The following is a 15,811-nucleotide window of genomic DNA, read 5'->3' on the forward strand; positions in this document are numbered from 1 at the left end:
CGGACAGCGCACGCCGCCCGCGCGCGAAGGGACGTATCAGTAATGCAGGTTGATCGACGGCAGGCGCGTGCTGGCCTGGCCGTTCTGGCGGACTTGCGGCGAGGTGTCGGGGTTCGAACTCATCGTGTAATGCGTGCCGAAGTTCGAATGCACGTTGATCTCGACGGGCTTGCCCTTGTCGCGGTATTCGGTGATTTCGGTGCCGGTCGGGCTCACTTCATGAAAGCTCGGCGTGCGCGGCACGTCATTGATGTCGACCTTCGAGCTGACGCGCGCAGCCGGACGGTTGATCTTCTCCAGATTAGGCAAGCCGGCCCGTTCGTTCTCGGACTGGGCAGGCTGGGCGGACTGGGCCTCGACGGCGGTCTGGGCGTCGTCGGCCGGCGCAGCCATGGCGAACCCGCTGAACGCGAGCGTCGCCGCGACGGCGGCTAGAAGGTGCGACTTCATTGTGATTCTCCTGTTGACCAGACCTGGCAGGTCAACGCCGTAATCTGGTCCCGGCACAGACCGGGATCCTCCAATTCTAGCAAATTCGCGCCTCGATTCGCGTGTCGGTCCGCGCCGGCGGGGCGGTCCGCGTCCCCGCGCGGCGGGGGCTCGCGCAGCGATGAAGAATCTCCCGTTTGCGCGCAGGGCGATGTCAGATTGTCCTGCTTCCGTGCTAATGTCGTTGAAACGAACCAGGGCAAACGACAATGAAAAACGACATCAACGGGCGGGCCTTCATGACGCCACCACACGACTTTCCCGTCGAAGCCTTCGAAGACGCCGCCGACGCCGTGGCGCGCCTCGCGGCCATCTACGAAGCGAATACCTCGTTCCTGCGCGATGCCTTCGCGCGCTACCGCCGCGGAGAGGCATTCGAGCGGCGCGTGCGCGCATGCTATCCGTTCGTGTGCATTCGCACGGCCGTCAATACGCATATTGACTCGCGGCGCTCGTACGGTTTCGTGGCCGGCCCCGGCGAATTCGAAACCACCATCACGCGCCCGGACCTGTTCGGCAACTACTATCGCGAACAATTGCGATTGCTCGCGAAGAACCATCATGTGTCGATCGAAGTGGGCGTTTCGCAGCAGCCCATTCCCATTCACTTCGCGTTCGCCGAAGGCATCCACCTCGAAGGCGATCTCGACCGCGAGCGCCTGTTCGCGATGCGCGACGTATTCGACACGCCCGACCTCGCGGAACTCGACGACCGCATCGTGAACGGCACCTATGAACCGGCGCCCGGCGAGCCGTTTCCGCTGGCGCTCTTCACGGCGCCGCGCGTGGACTTCTCGCTGCATCGCCTGAAGCACTACACGGCCACGGCGCCCACGCACTTCCAGAACTACGTGCTTTATACGAACTATCAGTTCTATATCGACGAGTTCGTGAAGCTGGGCCGCGCCATGATGGCGCGCACCGACGACGCCGATCTGCGCAACTATCGCAGCGAATACACCTCCTTTGTCGAACCCGGCGACGTGGTTACGTACAACGCGAATCTCGGCGAACAGGATGTCGAGGGCACTACGCCCGCGCGTCTGCCGCAGATGCCCGCGTATCACCTCAAGCGCGCGGACGGCAGCGGCATCACGATGGTGAACATCGGCGTGGGGCCGTCGAATGCGAAGACGATCACCGATCACATCGCGGTGCTGCGTCCGCACGCCTGGATCATGCTGGGCCACTGCGCGGGGCTTCGCAATACGCAGCGTCTCGGCGACTACGTGCTCGCGCACGGCTATGTGCGTGAGGATCACGTGCTCGATGCCGACCTGCCGCTCTGGGTGCCGATTCCCGCGCTCGCCGAAGTGCAGGTGGCGCTCGAACGCGCGGTTGCTCAGGTCACGCAGCTCGACGGCGTGGAACTCAAGCGCGTGATGCGCACGGGCACGGTGGCGAGTGTGGACAACCGCAACTGGGAACTGCGCGATCATCGCGAACCGGTACAGCGCCTGTCGCAAAGCCGTGCAATCGCGCTCGATATGGAAAGCGCAACGATTGCCGCGAACGGCTTCCGTTTCCGCGTGCCGTACGGCACCTTGCTGTGCGTGTCGGACAAGCCGCTGCACGGCGAACTGAAGCTGCCCGGCATGGCCGATTCGTTCTATCGCGCGCAGGTCGATCAGCATTTGCAGATTGGCGTGCTGGCGATGGAGATCCTGCGCACGAACGGCTTGCACAAGCTCCATAGTCGCAAGCTGCGCAGCTTCGCGGAAGTGGCGTTCCAGTAACGGCGCGATTCGGCGGCGGGTGTCTGTGCGCGATGCGCGAATGCGTATCGCGCAAGCCGCCGTTCAAGCCGGCGCGGCATACATGACGTTTGCGGGCAGGCGCGCGTAGCGACCGCCATCGATGCGGATAGCGAGGTCGCGCGCCTTCACGTTCATGCCGATACGCGTGAAGGGATCCACGGGAACCGCTGTAGGTTGCCGATAGGACACGCGCCGCAGCGCCAACTCGGCGGCGTCCGCCTGAGCGAAGAGCGCGTTCATCCGGTCGACCGAGCATAGCCAGCGGTGCAGCGCATACGATCCGATGATGCCAACGACAATCGCCGCGGCCGGGATGCCGAACAGGACTTCTACAGGCCATTCATTCATTTTCTGTACCGCTCCAGGGTGATTTTGGACAAGGTGAGTAGCGTGGCCAGTGCGTAAGTTGCGCAACTCAGCTTGTGAGGGGTGCCCCATGTTTCTCCCGCACCGGGGCTGCCTTCGGGATGGAGGCTCAGCAGCCACATCGCAAAGATGCCGCACGATAAAACTAGCGCAAAGAAGGCAATGCCGTGATCGAGTATCCAGATCAAAGTATTCGCGCGGTTTCGACGTCGGGCGACGCAATTTCGACGCGCCCAGCGGCGGCGCGCGGCAAATCGCGCGAACGAAGGCGCGGGCGGTAAGGGCTGCAATTGAGGGCGCGTGAACGCGAGATTCATGCACGGCAGCACCATGGCGAGCGCGGCGGCCATCATCGCCGGCGTGAAGAATTCCAGCGCGTGACACGCTTCGCGGCCGCGCAGCGCGCAGATCTCGTCGCGTAACTTGTATTCGATGAGGATGAGCGCGAGCGGCGCGATCACCACGATCGCGGTCACGAACAAATTCCAGCCGTATGTCCATGTGCGCGGCTCGAACGTCTGCGTCATCGCGCAGTCGGAATGCGGTTCCACCAATTCGTCACCTGCCGTCGCCTGTTGTCCTGCTCATCAATCTAGTCAGGCCGTGGCGCCGTGGCAGCGCGTGATGCATACGCGCAACACGCCGAGGCGGCGTGCTGTGCGTTCGTTCAAATCGCGTGCGGAAAAGGCGGGGAAAGCGGTGTAGCAAGCCGTTCGGCCAGTGGCGAATGCGCACGGCCGCCGTCCGCGTGCCGATGAGGCCACGCAAGTCTGCCGAACGGTCAACGCGCAAAAAAAGAGCCGCTCGTCAGCGGCCCGCGAATCGTGCCTGTGAAACACACGAGTGAGACAGGTTTCACTCTAGGCGACGAATTGCTGCACTGCAAAATCAGCGCGCATAATCTTCAGAAGAAATCGTGACAAGCATTGCGCGGCGTGTGTTGCTCATCGCGTTGCAATGCGGCGTCCATCGATTCAAATCGCATTCCGAATCAATCCAGGGCCGCAGCATTGTGCCGCGTCACTGCCCGAATCCGGTCAGTCCGATCAGGCTGCCCGCCGCGAGCAGCCAGAGCGGATGGATCTTCGTGCGGAACGCCAGCACGGCGCAAACGCCGGTGATCGCCCAGGCGATCCACGTCGGGTCGGAGGCTTTGGCGATCAGTACGGCGCTCGCCGCGACGAGGCCCGCCGTGACCGGCACGAGTCCGCGCTGCGCGATGCGGCGCCACGGCCGGTCCTTGAAGCGGTCCCACGCGTGCAGCGCCGCGATCGTCACCAGCGACGACGGGCCGAACTTCGCGATCGAGGTCACCAGCATGCCCGCCCAGCCGGCCACGTGCCAGCCGACGAGCGTCACGATCATCATGTTCGGGCCCGGCGCGGCCTGCGCGAGTGCGAACAGCGCGCTGAATTCGCTGGCGGGCATCCAGTGATGCACCTCGACGACCTGGCGCTGCATTTCCGGCAGGATGGTGTTGCCGCCGCCGAAAGCGAGCAGCGAGAGCTGGCTGAAGATTGCGGCGAGCGCAACGAGTGTCGAGTTCATCGCGCACCACCTTCGCGACGCGCGGCGCGCGCGGCCAGTGCGACGCCGAGCGGCGTCAGCACCAGCATGGTCGGCAGGAGCGGCACGCGCAGCGCGGCGATGGCCACGAAGCCGAGCAGCGCGACGACCGCCGCAGCCTTGTCGTGCCGCAGCGGCAGCACGATTTTCAGCGCCATCGACACGAGCAGCCCGGCCGCCGCCGCCGCGAGACCGACGAACAGATGGCGCACGTGCGGATCGTTCTGCGTGCGCTCGTAGAGCACGCCGAGCCCGACCACGACGATCGACGGTCCCGCGATCAGCCCGAGCAGTCCCGCGAGCGCGCCGCGCCAGCCGTGAAAGCGCATGCCGATCGCCACCGAGAGGTTGATGACGTTGCCACCCGGCAGGAACTGGCACAAGCCGAGCAGATCGGTAAACTCCGCGCCGCTGAGCCAGCGTCGCTGCTCGACGATGGCGCGTCGCGCCAGCGGAAGCGCGCCGCCAAACGAAGTGAAGCCGAGACCAAGGAAGCCGAGGAAGATTTCGCGCACGCTCGGTTGGTGGAGCGCGTTCTGCGGCGCGGGCTCGTTGTGGTGGGGCGGATCGGCGGGATGTTTATGCATGCGGGAACCTCTGTGGCAAGCAGCGAGGGTAGCGCCGAATCGCTGCGCCACAAAACGATTTTTTAGCGCGTCTCTTGTGATCTAGAATCACAAGCATGTCCCGATCGCTTCCTCCCTTTCCGGCGCTGCGTGCGTTCGAAGCCGCCGCGCGGCATAACAGTTTCACGGCCGCCGCGGGCGAACTCCATGTGACTCACGGTGCCATCAGCCGCCAGGTTGCCGCGCTCGAGGCGTGGGTGGGCGTGCAGGTGTTTCATCGGCACGGCAAGCGCGTCGCGCTCAACGAGCACGGGCGGCGCTATCTCGCGTCCGTTCAGGCCGCCTTCGACGACATCGCGCGCGCCACCGAGCAGTTGCGCGACACGGGCGCCGTGCGGGTGCTGCGCGTGAGTGCGCTGCCCACCTTCGCCATGAAATGGCTGCTGCCGCGTCTTTCGCAGTTTCAGCGGCTTGCGCCGAATGTCGAACTGCGTCTGTCGACGTCGAACGCGCCGGTCGAGACGCTCGCAGCGTTCGACGTCGCCGTGCGGCGCGGCCCGGCGCATTGGCGCGACTGTGCGAGCGGCCACTTTCTCGACGAAATGGAGTTGCCGGTCTGCAGTCCCACGCTGCTCAAGCGTGCGCCGATCCAGCACGCCGACGATCTCGCGCGCCACGTTTTGCTGCATTCGGATACGCGTCCGGATGCGTGGCGCGCGTGGCTCGCGGCGGCGGACGTGAAGGCGCGCTGCCGCAAGAAGCAGTCGTTCGATCACTTCTATCTGGCCTTGCAGGCGGCGGTCGATGGTCTGGGCGTCGCGCTCGGACCGCTGCCGTTGCTCGACGACGAACTGGCGTCGGGCCGGCTCGTCGCGCCGCTCGCGGGACCGCTGCTGGATGCACGCGGCTATTGGTGGGTGGCGCGTCGCGAAGTGGCGGACGTGCCCGAAGTCGCGCAGTTCTGCGCGTGGCTGGAGGAGCAGGCGCGCGCGCAACCGGCGCAGATGGCGCAGACCGCGAAGGCGTGACGCGTACCTGGGCAAGCAAGCGCAACATCCGCACCTGCAAGCGGCAAGAAAGCCGCAGAAAGCTGGTGAAATAAAAACGGCGCGATGCCTTGCGGCGATCGCGCCTCGATGGCGATAAAGCGTTACGCCGCGCCACGCGGACCTCGGGAGGCCCGCGCGCCGTTGCGTCAAGCACGCTCCATCAAGCCATCACAGATAGAACATGCGGTCTTCGTCGGAGTCGCCGCGTGCGGGATGTTCTTTCTCCGCTTCCTCGCCGCTGTCCTCGTAGAACTTCAGCACCGCTTCGAGCACCTGGTCGGGGTCGTCGATTACCTGCATCAGATCCATGTCTTCCGGATTGATGAGGCCCATCGGCACGAGCGCCGAACGGAACCACGCGAGCAGGCCCGCCCAGAACTCCGCGCCCACCAGAATGATGGGGACGTGACGCGACTTGCGGGTCTGGATGAGCGTGAGCACTTCGGCCAGTTCGTCGAGCGTGCCGAAGCCGCCGGGCATCACGATGACCGCGTCCGAGTTCTTCACGAACGTGACTTTGCGCGTGAAGAAATGGCGGAAGCGCAGCGAGATGTCCTGCCACTGATTGCCCGACTGCTCGTGCGGCAACTCGATGTTCAGACCCACCGACGGCGACTTGCCCGCGTGCGCGCCCTGGTTGGCCGCTTCCATGATGCCGGGACCGCCGCCGGAGATCACGGCGAAGCCCGCGTCGGACACTTTTCGCGCGATCGTGCTGGCCAGCTGGTAGTACTTCGAGTCGGGTTTCAGGCGCGCGGAGCCGTAGATGCTGACCGCTGGCCGGATCTCGGACAGGTATTCGGTCGCCTCGATAAACTCTGCCATAATCGTGAACATCTGCCACGATGCGCGCGCCTTCTTGGCCGTTGCGCGCTCTTGATCTGCGAGTGAACGCAGACTCGGAATCACTTTTCTCTTGTCCATAATGCCTGAAGAACTACGCGTGGAAACGAAGCTACAAACTGAGCTGGAAGGTAAGACCTTATTACTGGTCGACGGTTCTAGCTATCTCTATCGGGCCTTCCATGCAATGCCGGATCTGCGCGGTCCCGACGGCGAACCCACAGGCGCGCTTTACGGCATCATCAACATGCTGCGTCGAATGCGCAAGGACGTTACGGCAGAGTATAGCGCGTGCGTGTTCGATGCCAAGGGCAAGACGTTTCGCGACGACTGGTATCCGGAGTACAAGGCCAATCGTCCTTCCATGCCGGAACCGCTCGCAGCACAAATCGAGCCTATCCATACGGCGGTGCGCGCGCTCGGCTGGCCGCTGCTGATGGTCGACGGCGTGGAAGCCGACGACGTCATCGGCACGCTCGCGGCGCAGGCCGAAAAGCTCGGCATGAAGGTGATCGTTTCCACCGGCGACAAAGACCTCGCGCAGCTCGTGACCGAGCGCGTTACGCTCATCAACACGATGACGAACGAAACGCTCGACCGCGAAGGCGTGATCGCGAAGTTCGGCGTGCCGCCCGAGCGCATCATCGACTATCTCTCGCTGATCGGCGACACGGTCGACAACGTGCCGGGCGTGAACAAGTGCGGACCGAAAACGGCCGTGAAGTGGCTCACGCAATACGATTCGCTCGACGGCGTGATTGCCCACGCGGACGAAATCAAGGGCGCCGTGGGCGGTTATCTGCGCGATGCGCTCGACTTCCTGCCGATGGCGAAAAAACTCGTCACCGTGGAGACGGCGTGCGATCTCGCTCCGCATCTGGAATCGATCGAAACGTCGCTCGCCACGCGCCCCGAAGCGCGCGAGGAACTGCGCGATATCTTCGCGCGTCACGGCTTCAAGACGTGGCTGCGCGAAGTGACCGAAGCGAGCCAGCAGAGCGAAACGGTGCCTGCCGCCACGCAAGGCGATGCGCCCGCGAAAGACGCGAACGTGCAGCCCGCCTTGTTCGTCGACGCGCCGCGTCACTACGAAACCCTTCAGACGTGGGAGCAGTTCGACGCCTGGCTCAAGAAGATCGAAGCCGCCGAACTCACCGCGTTCGATACCGAAACCACCGCGCTCGATCCGATGGTTGCGAAACTCGTCGGCATGTCGTTTTCGACCGAGCCGGGCGTGGCCGCGTATCTGCCGCTCGCGCATCGCGGCCCCGACGCGCCCGAGCAATTGCCGATCGACGAGGTGCTCGCGCGCTTGAAGCCGTGGCTCGAAAGCGCCCAGCACAAGAAAGTCGGCCAGCACATGAAGTACGACGAGCAGGTGCTCGCGAACTACGGCATCGAACTCGGCGGCGTCGAGCACGACACGCTGCTCGAATCGTACGTGCTCGAATCGCATCGCACGCACGACATGGACAGCCTCGCGCTGCGCCATCTCGGCATCAAGACGATCAAGTACGAAGAGGTGGCGGGCAAGGGCGCGCTGCAGATCGGTTTCGACGAAGTGGCGCTGGAAACGGCCGCCGAATACGCCGCCGAAGATGCCGACGTCACGCTGCAACTGCATCGCGCGCTCTATCCGCAGATCGCGCCGGAGAAGGGCCTCGATTACGTGTATCGCAGCATCGAGCTGCCCACGTCGCGCGTGCTGCGCAAGATGGAGCGCAACGGCGTGCTGATCGACACCGAGCGGCTGGAAAAGCAGAGCGCGCAGATCGCCGTGCGTCTCGTCGAACTCGAACAGGAAGCGTATGCGCTCGCGGGCGGCGAGTTCAATCTCGGTTCGCCCAAGCAGATCGGCCAGATCTTCTTCGAGAAGCTGCAATTGCCGATCGTGAAGAAAACGCCGAGCGGCGCGCCGTCCACCGACGAAGAAGTGCTGCAAAAGCTCGCCGAAGATTATCCGCTGCCGAAGCTGCTGCTCGAACATCGCGGCCTCGCCAAGCTGAAGTCCACCTATACGGACAAGCTGCCGCGCATGGTCAACGCGCAGACGGGCCGCGTGCACACGAACTACGCGCAGGCCGTCGCGGTCACGGGCCGTCTCGCGTCGAACGATCCGAATCTGCAAAACATTCCCGTGCGCACCGGCGAAGGCCGTCGCATTCGCGAGGCGTTTATCGCGTCGCCGGGTTGCAAGATCGTGTCGGCGGATTATTCGCAGATCGAGCTGCGCATCATGGCGCATATTTCGGGCGACGAATCGCTGCTCGCGGCTTTCGCGCGCGGCGATGACATTCACCGCGCGACCGCCGCCGAAGTGTTCGGCGTGACGCCGCTCGAAGTGAGCAACGATCAGCGCCGTATCGCCAAGGTCATCAATTTCGGCCTGATTTACGGCATGAGCGCATTCGGGCTCGCGTCGAATCTCGGCATCACGCGCGACGCCGCGAAGCTCTATATCGACCGGTATTTCGCGCGCTATCCGGGCGTCGCGCGTTATATGGACGAGACGCGCATGGACGCGAAATCGCGCGGCTACGTGGAGACGGTGTTCGGCCGCCGACTGTGGCTGCCCGAGATCAACGGCGGGAATGGTCCGCGCCGCCAGGCCGCCGAGCGCGCCGCCATCAACGCGCCGATGCAGGGCACGGCCGCCGACCTCATCAAGCTCTCGATGATCGCCGTGCAGAAGTGGCTCGACGAGCGCAAGATCGGCACGAAGATGATCATGCAGGTGCACGATGAACTGGTGCTCGAAGTGCCCGAGGCGGAGCTCGCCGAAGTGCGCAAGTGCCTGCCGGAACTGATGTGCTCGGTGGCGAAGCTGAAGGTGCCGCTCGTCGCCGAAGTGGGCGTGGGCGCGAACTGGGAAGAAGCGCACTGACGGCGCACTGACGGCGCACTGAACGCGCACTGAGCTTACGTATGACGCGTGCGCAGTAGTCGAACCGTAACTAAGCCGTAACCGCGCGCGCGGCCACGCGCAAGTGGGCGGAGCACATGTGATGCATGTGTGCCGCCCGTCTTGCCGCCGCGCGCTCCGTCATCCGACAATGAACCGACGGCCGATGGCCGTGCCGCTGTATGCATCGTGTCCAACTCGATGCGGACAAGCGGCGCGCATCGGACGTTCTATCGCCAATCGACATGCACGGAGAAACTATGCATCGCTTTATCGTAGTGGGCGGAGGTGCAGGCGGGCTCGAACTGGCGACGCGGCTGGGCGACCGTTACGGCGAAACGCGCGCGAAACGCGGCCGCCCGACCGCCTCGGTCACGCTGGTCGACCGCAATCCCACGCACATCTGGAAACCGCTGCTGCACGAAGTGGCCGCGGGCAGCATGGACCCCTTCACGCAGGAACTCGAGTACGCGGCGCAGGCGCGCTGGCATGGCTTCGAGTTTCAGCAGGGCGAACTCGTCGGCATCGACCGCGCGGCCCGGCGCATCACGCTCGGTGTCGTCAACGACGAAGACGGCGCCGAACTGCTGCCCGAACGCGTGCTCGACTACGACACGCTCGTGCTCGCCATCGGCAGCACGACGCATTTCTTCGGCGTGCCGGGCGCGGCCGAGAATTCCATCGCGCTCGACACCGTCGGGCAGGCCGAGCGCTTTCGCAAGAAGCTCATCGCCGCGTGCATGCGCGCGGAACATCAGGCGCCCGAACCCGTCACGCGGGATCACGAAGGCAAGGAAGAGCCGCGCGTGCAGGTGGCCATCGTCGGCGCAGGCGCGACCGGCGTCGAACTGTCGGCGGAATTGCGCAACACGGCGCAGGTGCTTTCGGCGTACGGTCTGCACAAGCTCGATCCGAGCCACGACGTGGGGATCGTGCTGATCGAATCGGGGCCGCGCATTCTGCCCGCGCTGCCCGAGCGCGTGTCGTCGGCGACGACCGAATTGCTGGAGAAACTCGGCGTGCGCATTCTGAGCGGCGAGCGCGTGACCGAGGTCGCGCCGGGCGTCGTGCGCACGGCGAGCGGCAAGGCCGTGCGCGCCGATCTCACGGTGTGGGCCGCGGGCATCAAGGCGCCGCAGATTCTCTCGGAACTCGACGGCCTGACCGTCAACCGGCTGGGCCAACTGATCGTGCGCCGCACGCTGCAAACCGAACTCGACGACAACGTCTTCGCGCTCGGCGACTGCGCCGCCTGCGAGTGGCCCGGCAACGAACGCGGCGTGCCGCCGCGCGCTCAGGCGGCGCATCAGGAAGCGTCGTTCCTGTTCCGCTCGATGGGCATGCGGCTCGAAGGTCGGCCGCTGCCCGAATTCACCTATCGCGACTTCGGCTCGCTGGTGTCGCTCGGTCACTTCAGCGCGGTCGGCAATCTGATGGGCGGCCTGATCGGCGGCAGCATGCTGATCGAAGGCCTGTTCGCGCGCTTCATGTACATGTCGCTGTACCGGCTGCATATCGCCGCGCTGCACGGCTACGCGCGCATGGTGCTCGACACCGTCGCGCACTGGCTGCGGCGCACGACGCTGCCGCGCGTGAAACTGCATTGATCCTGTGATGCGCCTGCGGGCGCATTCTTTTTTGATGGCGTTGTTCTTATCGCGAGGAGCGTTGCATGCTCAAGCCCGAAGTCGATAGTCTCGTCCCGCATGTGCCGTTCGATCGGCGCACTTTTCTCAAGGCCGCGCTCGGCAGCGGATTCGCCGCCGCGGTGCTGCCGGTGTCCGCGCAAACCATCCACACCGATAGCGAAGGTCTCGACGCGGGCGAAGTCGCATTCCAGTCGAACGGCACGCTCATTCCGGCGTATCGCGCGCAGCCGCGCGGCAAGACGCATCTGCCGGTGATCATCGTGATTCACGAGATTTTCGGCGTGCACGAACATATCGCCGATGTGTGCCGCCGCTTCGCGAAGCTCGGCTATCTGGCGATCGCGCCGGACTTCTTCGTGCGCGAGGGCGACGCCTCGGTGTATCCGACGATCCAGCAGATCAACGAAAACATCGTGAGCAAGGTGCCCGATGCGCAGGTGCTCGGCGATATCGACGCGGCCATCGCCTGGGCGGGCCAGCATGGCGGCGACGTGAAGCGCGTGGGCGTCAACGGCTTTTGCTGGGGCGGGCGTTACGCGTGGCTCTATGCGGAACACAATCCGCGCATCAAGACGGCAGTGGCGTGGTACGGGCGCGTGGTGGGCGATCACACCGCGAATACGCCGCAGAATCCGCTCGATCTCGCCGGCACGCTGCAGGTGCCGGTGCTCGGGCTGTACGGCCGGCAGGACACCAGCATTCCGCAGGACACGCTGGAGCAGATGAAGGCGGCGATCGCGCAGGGACCGCAGGGCGCGCGCGGCTCGCAGTTCGTCGTCTACGACGACGCGGGCCATGCGTTCTTCGCCGATTACCGGCCGAGCTATCGCAAGGCCGATGCCGAAGATGGCTGGAAGCGCGCGATCGCGTGGTTCAAGGAACACGGCGTCGGTTGAGGCCGACGCCTTTCGTCGCACAACGTTCGCGCGGCGATCCGAGGATGACAGCGGATCAGGGATTCGCCCCCGTTGCCACCGGGCGCGACGGATCGGCGACCCATTCGCTCCACGAGCCGCCGTAGAGCGCCGCGCCATGCATGCCGGCGATTTCCATCGCCAGCGCGTTGTGGCAGGCGGTCACGCCCGAGCCGCATTGCAGCACCACATGCTCGGGCGTCACGCCCGGCAGCAGCGCCGAGAATTCCTCGCGCAGCGTATGGGCCGATTTGAAGCGACCGTCGGCGCTCAGGTTGTCCTTGAAGAAGCGGTTCTTCGCGCCGGGAATATGGCCGCCGACTGGATCGATGGTTTCGTTCTCGCCGCGATAGCGGTCGCTGGCGCGCGCATCGACCACGGTCAGTTCGCGTGCCGTGAGATTGCGCACGACAGCCGCGGCGTCGATGGTCACCTGTAGCGGCGCGCCCGCCTTGAAGGTGCCCGGCGTGGCCGCCGGCACGTCCTTCGCGAGCGGCAGGCCCGCCGCTTCCCAGGCTTGCAGGCCGCCGTCGAGCACCGCGACCGAGTCGTGGCCGAGCCAGCGCAGCAGCCACCAGAGCCGCGCCGCGTACGAGCCGCCTTGCGCGTCGTAGGCCACGACCTGCTGACCCGCGTTCAAACCCCAGCTCGCCAGCGTGGCGACGAGCGAGGCGCGGTCCGGCAGCGGATGGCGGCCGTTTGTGCCGGTTTTGGCGCCGGACAGATCGCGATCGAGATGCAGATAGCGCGCGCCCGGCAGATGGCCGGCGGCGTAGGCCGTTTCACCCGCGCCGGGATCGAGCAGATCGAAACGGCAGTCGAAGACGAGCACGCTGCCCGGCGCGGCGCTCATGCGCTCGTGCAGGTTGGCGGCGGAGATCAGCGTGGTGTAGTGAGTGTGGGGCATGACGGCTCCTGGTATCGTGCGCGGCCGCCGGATGTGCGTGTGCACAGCGTGGGCCCGATGCCGTCAGTCTAAACAAAAAGACGGGCCGAAGCCCGTCTTTCCGTGATGCCGTCGATGGCATGAAGTGTGCGCCGGCGTGGCCGCGCGCGACCTCGAAGCCGCGCTCAGATGTCGCCCAGTTCGCGGCGCAGGAACTCGTGAAAGTGCTGCATGCCGTCTTCCATCGGGCTCTGGTACGGGCCGACTTCCGAGACGCCGCGTTCCATGAGTGCGCGGCGGCCGGCGTCCATGCGCTCGGCGATCTCGTCGTCTTCGATGGCCGTTTCCATATAGGCGGCGCGCTCGGCCTCGACGAACTCACGCTCGAACAGCGTGATTTCCTCGGGATAATAGAACTCGACGATATTGGTGGTCTTCTGCGTGCCGTTCGGAATCAGCCACGAACAGACGAGCACGTGCGGATACCACTCGATCATCAGATTCGGGTAGTAGACCATCCAGATGGCGCCGAACTCGGGCGGCTCGCCGTTGCGAAAGCGCAGGACCTCGTCGTGCCATTTGCGGTACGTGGGGCTGCCCGGCTTGCCGAGCTGGCTGTGCACGCCCACGGTCTGCACGCTGTACCACTCGCCGAACTCCCACTTCAGGTCGTCGCAGGAGACGAACTGGCCGAGACCCGGATGGAACGGGACGACGTGGTAGTCCTCGAGATAGACCTCGATGAAGGTCTTCCAGTTGTAGTTGCACTCGTGCACCTCGACGTGATCGAACATGTAGTCCGTGAAGTCGAGATGTTTCGCGGGGCCGAGGCGCGCGAGATCGCGCGCGACGTCACGGCCGGCCGACTCGAAGAGCAGGCCGTTCCACTTTTGCAGCGGCGTGTTGTTCAGGTTGAGGCAGGGCTTGTCCGCGAAGTGCGGCGCGCCGAGCAGTTCACCCTTGAGGTCGTACGTCCAGCGATGCAGCGGACATACAATGTTGTCTGCGGTGCCGCGACCGTTTAGCATGATGGCCTGGCGATGGCGGCAAACGTTTGAGAGCAGTTCGATCTCGTTGCTCTTGTTGCGCACCAGCACGCGGCCCTCTTTTTCGCCGGGCAGCGCAAAATAATTCCCCGCTTCGGGCACCATCAATTCGTGGCCGACGTAGCGAGGACCTTTCTGGAAAAGCGTTTCGATTTCGCGCTTGAGAAGCGCTTCGTCAAAGTAAGCCGTGACTGGCAGCTGGCTTTGAATGGACTTCAGCTGCAATGCATTGCTCAGATTGGACATTCCCACTCCCGATGAAGACGTGAAAGCAGTGAACAACCCAACCATCGAAGATTCGATTTAGGGAGCCGGCTAGTATAACTGGTTTACCCCGGGGTGGGGTGGCTAAGTGACTGATTTTTGCCCGGTTTGCGGCGAAATTGCGGCGGGAAGGCGACGAAAAAGCGACAATATCGCGGCGACCGCGACCTTCCGGCACCGATTCCTGTAAGCCCGCGTGATGTGGTCGTGACGGTACAGAAGCCGGCGAGCGGGGCGCATGGGGGGCTTTTGCCGTAGAATGTCCGCCTTGTTTCATTTTGGCGACCACTGATGGCGAAAACGGCATCGAAAGACCGCGCTGGCGCGGCTCAGGAAGCTGGCGTACCGGACGGGGCCGAGGCTCTGCCGGACAGCTACGAGGCAGCGCTCGCCGAACTCGACGCGCTCGTGGCGCGCATGGAAGGCGGCAGCCTGAGCCTCGAGGAATCGCTGGCCGCGTATCGTCGCGGTGCCGTGCTGGTGAAGTTCTGCCAGCAGCAGCTCGAAAAGGTTGAACAACAGGTGCGCGTGCTGGACGGCGAAACGCTGCGGCCCGTGCCCCTCAATACGACAGGCTCCGCAATGGGCGGAGACGACGATCTATGACATTTGACCAATGGACCCGGCTGGTGCTCGACCGGGTCGAAAGCGCGCTCGATCACTATTTGCCGGCAGCGGACGTCCAGCCCGCGCCGCTGCACGACGCGATGCGCTATGCCGTGCTCGGCGGCGGCAAGCGGGTGCGCCCGCTGCTGTGCCACGCGGCCGGCGAACTGACCGGCGCGACGCCCGAGGCGCTCGACGCGGCGGCCTGCGCGCTGGAGATGATCCACGTCTACTCGCTCGTGCATGACGACATGCCCTGCATGGACGACGACGACATGCGCCGCGGCAAGCCCACGGTACACGTCAAATATGACGAACCGACGGCGCTGCTGGTCGGCGACGCGCTGCAATCGCAAGCTTTCATCACGCTGACGTCGGACGTAGTCGACGCGCCGCGTCAGGCGTCGCTCGTGCGCGAACTGGCGCTCGCCAGCGGCTCGATCGGCATGGCCGGCGGTCAGGCGATCGACCTCGCGAGCGTGGGCCATTCGCTCACGCGCGAGCAGCTCGAAACGATGCACCGCCTGAAGACGGGCGCGCTGCTGCGCGCCTCGGTCCGCATGGGCGCGGTGGCGGGCGAAACGCCTTCCGCCGACACCCTTGCCGCACTGGACAAGTACGCGGCGGCCGTGGGCCTCGCCTTCCAGGTGGTGGACGACATTCTCGACGTGACCGCAGACTCGGCCACGCTGGGCAAGACCGCGGGCAAGGACGCGAAGGACGGCAAGCCGACCTACGTGTCGATCATCGGTCTGGATGCTTCCCGCGCCCTCGCGCAGCAGTTGCGCGCCGACGCGCACGCGGCGCTCGAACCGTTCGGCGCGCGCGCCCAGCGCCTCGCCGAACTCGCTGACCTGGTGGTGAACCGGGTTAGCTGATTGCGCCAACCCGCCCGCGCGCATGAACGG

At 64.9% G+C, this 15,811-nt stretch carries 15 protein-coding genes; 7 read left to right on the forward strand and 8 right to left on the reverse strand.

What is annotated here, in order from left to right:
- Nucleotides 1-36 precede the first annotated feature (36 nt).
- Nucleotides 37-450 (reverse strand): hypothetical protein, encoded by a 414-nt coding sequence (locus SB764_RS35845; RefSeq protein ID WP_065059972.1) that lies wholly within the window; start codon nt 448-450, stop codon nt 37-39.
- Nucleotides 451-698: 248 nt separating this feature from the next.
- On the opposite strand from SB764_RS35845, the gene SB764_RS35850 reads away from it, so the two are divergent.
- Complete coding sequence (locus SB764_RS35850; protein WP_065059971.1) at nt 699-2,225, forward strand: AMP nucleosidase; 1,527 nt, start codon at nt 699-701, stop codon at nt 2,223-2,225.
- Between the two features lie 63 nt (nt 2,226-2,288).
- Here the strand turns inward: SB764_RS35850 and SB764_RS35855 are convergent, their stop codons facing one another.
- From SB764_RS35855 to SB764_RS35870, 4 genes are all read right to left on the reverse strand, one after another.
- Nucleotides 2,289-2,594, reverse strand: coding sequence for a hypothetical protein (locus SB764_RS35855; RefSeq protein WP_065059970.1), 306 nt, complete (start codon nt 2,592-2,594; stop codon nt 2,289-2,291).
- Nucleotides 2,591-3,139: a hypothetical protein gene (locus SB764_RS35860; protein WP_124263082.1), complete on the reverse strand. Its 549-nt coding sequence runs from the start codon at nt 3,137-3,139 to the stop codon at nt 2,591-2,593. The genes SB764_RS35855 and SB764_RS35860 overlap by 4 nt, the downstream gene beginning before the upstream one ends.
- Nucleotides 3,140-3,632: 493 nt before the next feature.
- Nucleotides 3,633-4,160, reverse strand: coding sequence for a chromate transporter (locus SB764_RS35865; protein WP_065059968.1), 528 nt, complete (start codon nt 4,158-4,160; stop codon nt 3,633-3,635).
- Nucleotides 4,157-4,765, reverse strand: a complete 609-nt coding sequence (locus SB764_RS35870; protein WP_183039070.1) for a chromate transporter — start codon at nt 4,763-4,765, stop codon at nt 4,157-4,159. The genes SB764_RS35865 and SB764_RS35870 overlap by 4 nt, the downstream gene beginning before the upstream one ends.
- A 95-nt stretch (nt 4,766-4,860) precedes the next feature.
- Here SB764_RS35870 and SB764_RS35875 point away from each other — a divergent pair, with 95 nt between their 5' ends.
- The gene (locus tag SB764_RS35875; RefSeq protein ID WP_110326685.1) at nt 4,861-5,772 is read left to right on the forward strand and encodes a transcriptional regulator GcvA; all 912 of its coding nucleotides are present in this window, start codon (nt 4,861-4,863) and stop codon (nt 5,770-5,772) included.
- Between the two features lie 189 nt (nt 5,773-5,961).
- On the opposite strand, the gene SB764_RS35880 is transcribed toward SB764_RS35875, so the two are convergent.
- Entirely contained in the window at nt 5,962-6,717 is a 756-nt protein-coding gene (locus SB764_RS35880; RefSeq protein ID WP_065059965.1) for a TIGR00730 family Rossman fold protein, read from the reverse strand.
- Nucleotide 6,718: 1 nt separating this feature from the next.
- Here SB764_RS35880 and polA point away from each other — a divergent pair, with 1 nt between their 5' ends.
- The 3 genes from polA to SB764_RS35895 all read left to right on the forward strand — a co-directional run bounded on the left by polA (nt 6,719) and on the right by SB764_RS35895 (nt 12,083).
- A complete protein-coding gene (gene polA, locus SB764_RS35885) occupies nt 6,719-9,520 on the forward strand; it encodes a DNA polymerase I (protein ID WP_410866234.1) in 2,802 nt (933 codons plus the stop codon).
- Nucleotides 9,521-9,798: 278 nt separating this feature from the next.
- Nucleotides 9,799-11,145, forward strand: coding sequence for an NAD(P)/FAD-dependent oxidoreductase (locus SB764_RS35890; RefSeq protein WP_065059963.1), 1,347 nt, complete (start codon nt 9,799-9,801; stop codon nt 11,143-11,145).
- Between the two features lie 65 nt (nt 11,146-11,210).
- A complete protein-coding gene (locus SB764_RS35895; RefSeq protein WP_065059962.1) occupies nt 11,211-12,083 on the forward strand; it encodes a dienelactone hydrolase family protein in 873 nt (290 codons plus the stop codon).
- Between the two features lie 55 nt (nt 12,084-12,138).
- Here SB764_RS35895 and SB764_RS35900 read toward each other — a convergent pair whose 3' ends face one another.
- Nucleotides 12,139-13,008, reverse strand: coding sequence for a sulfurtransferase (locus SB764_RS35900; RefSeq protein ID WP_074982588.1), 870 nt, complete (start codon nt 13,006-13,008; stop codon nt 12,139-12,141).
- Between the two features lie 164 nt (nt 13,009-13,172).
- Nucleotides 13,173-14,279, reverse strand: a complete 1,107-nt coding sequence (locus SB764_RS35905) for an aromatic ring-hydroxylating oxygenase subunit alpha (RefSeq protein WP_065059960.1) — start codon at nt 14,277-14,279, stop codon at nt 13,173-13,175.
- Between the two features lie 309 nt (nt 14,280-14,588).
- On the opposite strand from SB764_RS35905, the gene SB764_RS35910 reads away from it, so the two are divergent.
- Nucleotides 14,589-14,903, forward strand: a complete 315-nt coding sequence (locus SB764_RS35910; protein ID WP_065059959.1) for an exodeoxyribonuclease VII small subunit — start codon at nt 14,589-14,591, stop codon at nt 14,901-14,903.
- A complete protein-coding gene (locus SB764_RS35915; RefSeq protein WP_065059958.1) occupies nt 14,900-15,781 on the forward strand; it encodes a polyprenyl synthetase family protein in 882 nt (293 codons plus the stop codon). The genes SB764_RS35910 and SB764_RS35915 overlap by 4 nt, the downstream gene beginning before the upstream one ends.
- Nucleotides 15,782-15,811: the final 30 nt, after the last annotated feature.

The organism is Paraburkholderia sp. SIMBA_027, from assembly GCF_046535315.1.
In the GTDB taxonomy this organism is placed as follows: domain Bacteria; phylum Pseudomonadota; class Gammaproteobacteria; order Burkholderiales; family Burkholderiaceae; genus Paraburkholderia; species Paraburkholderia tropica.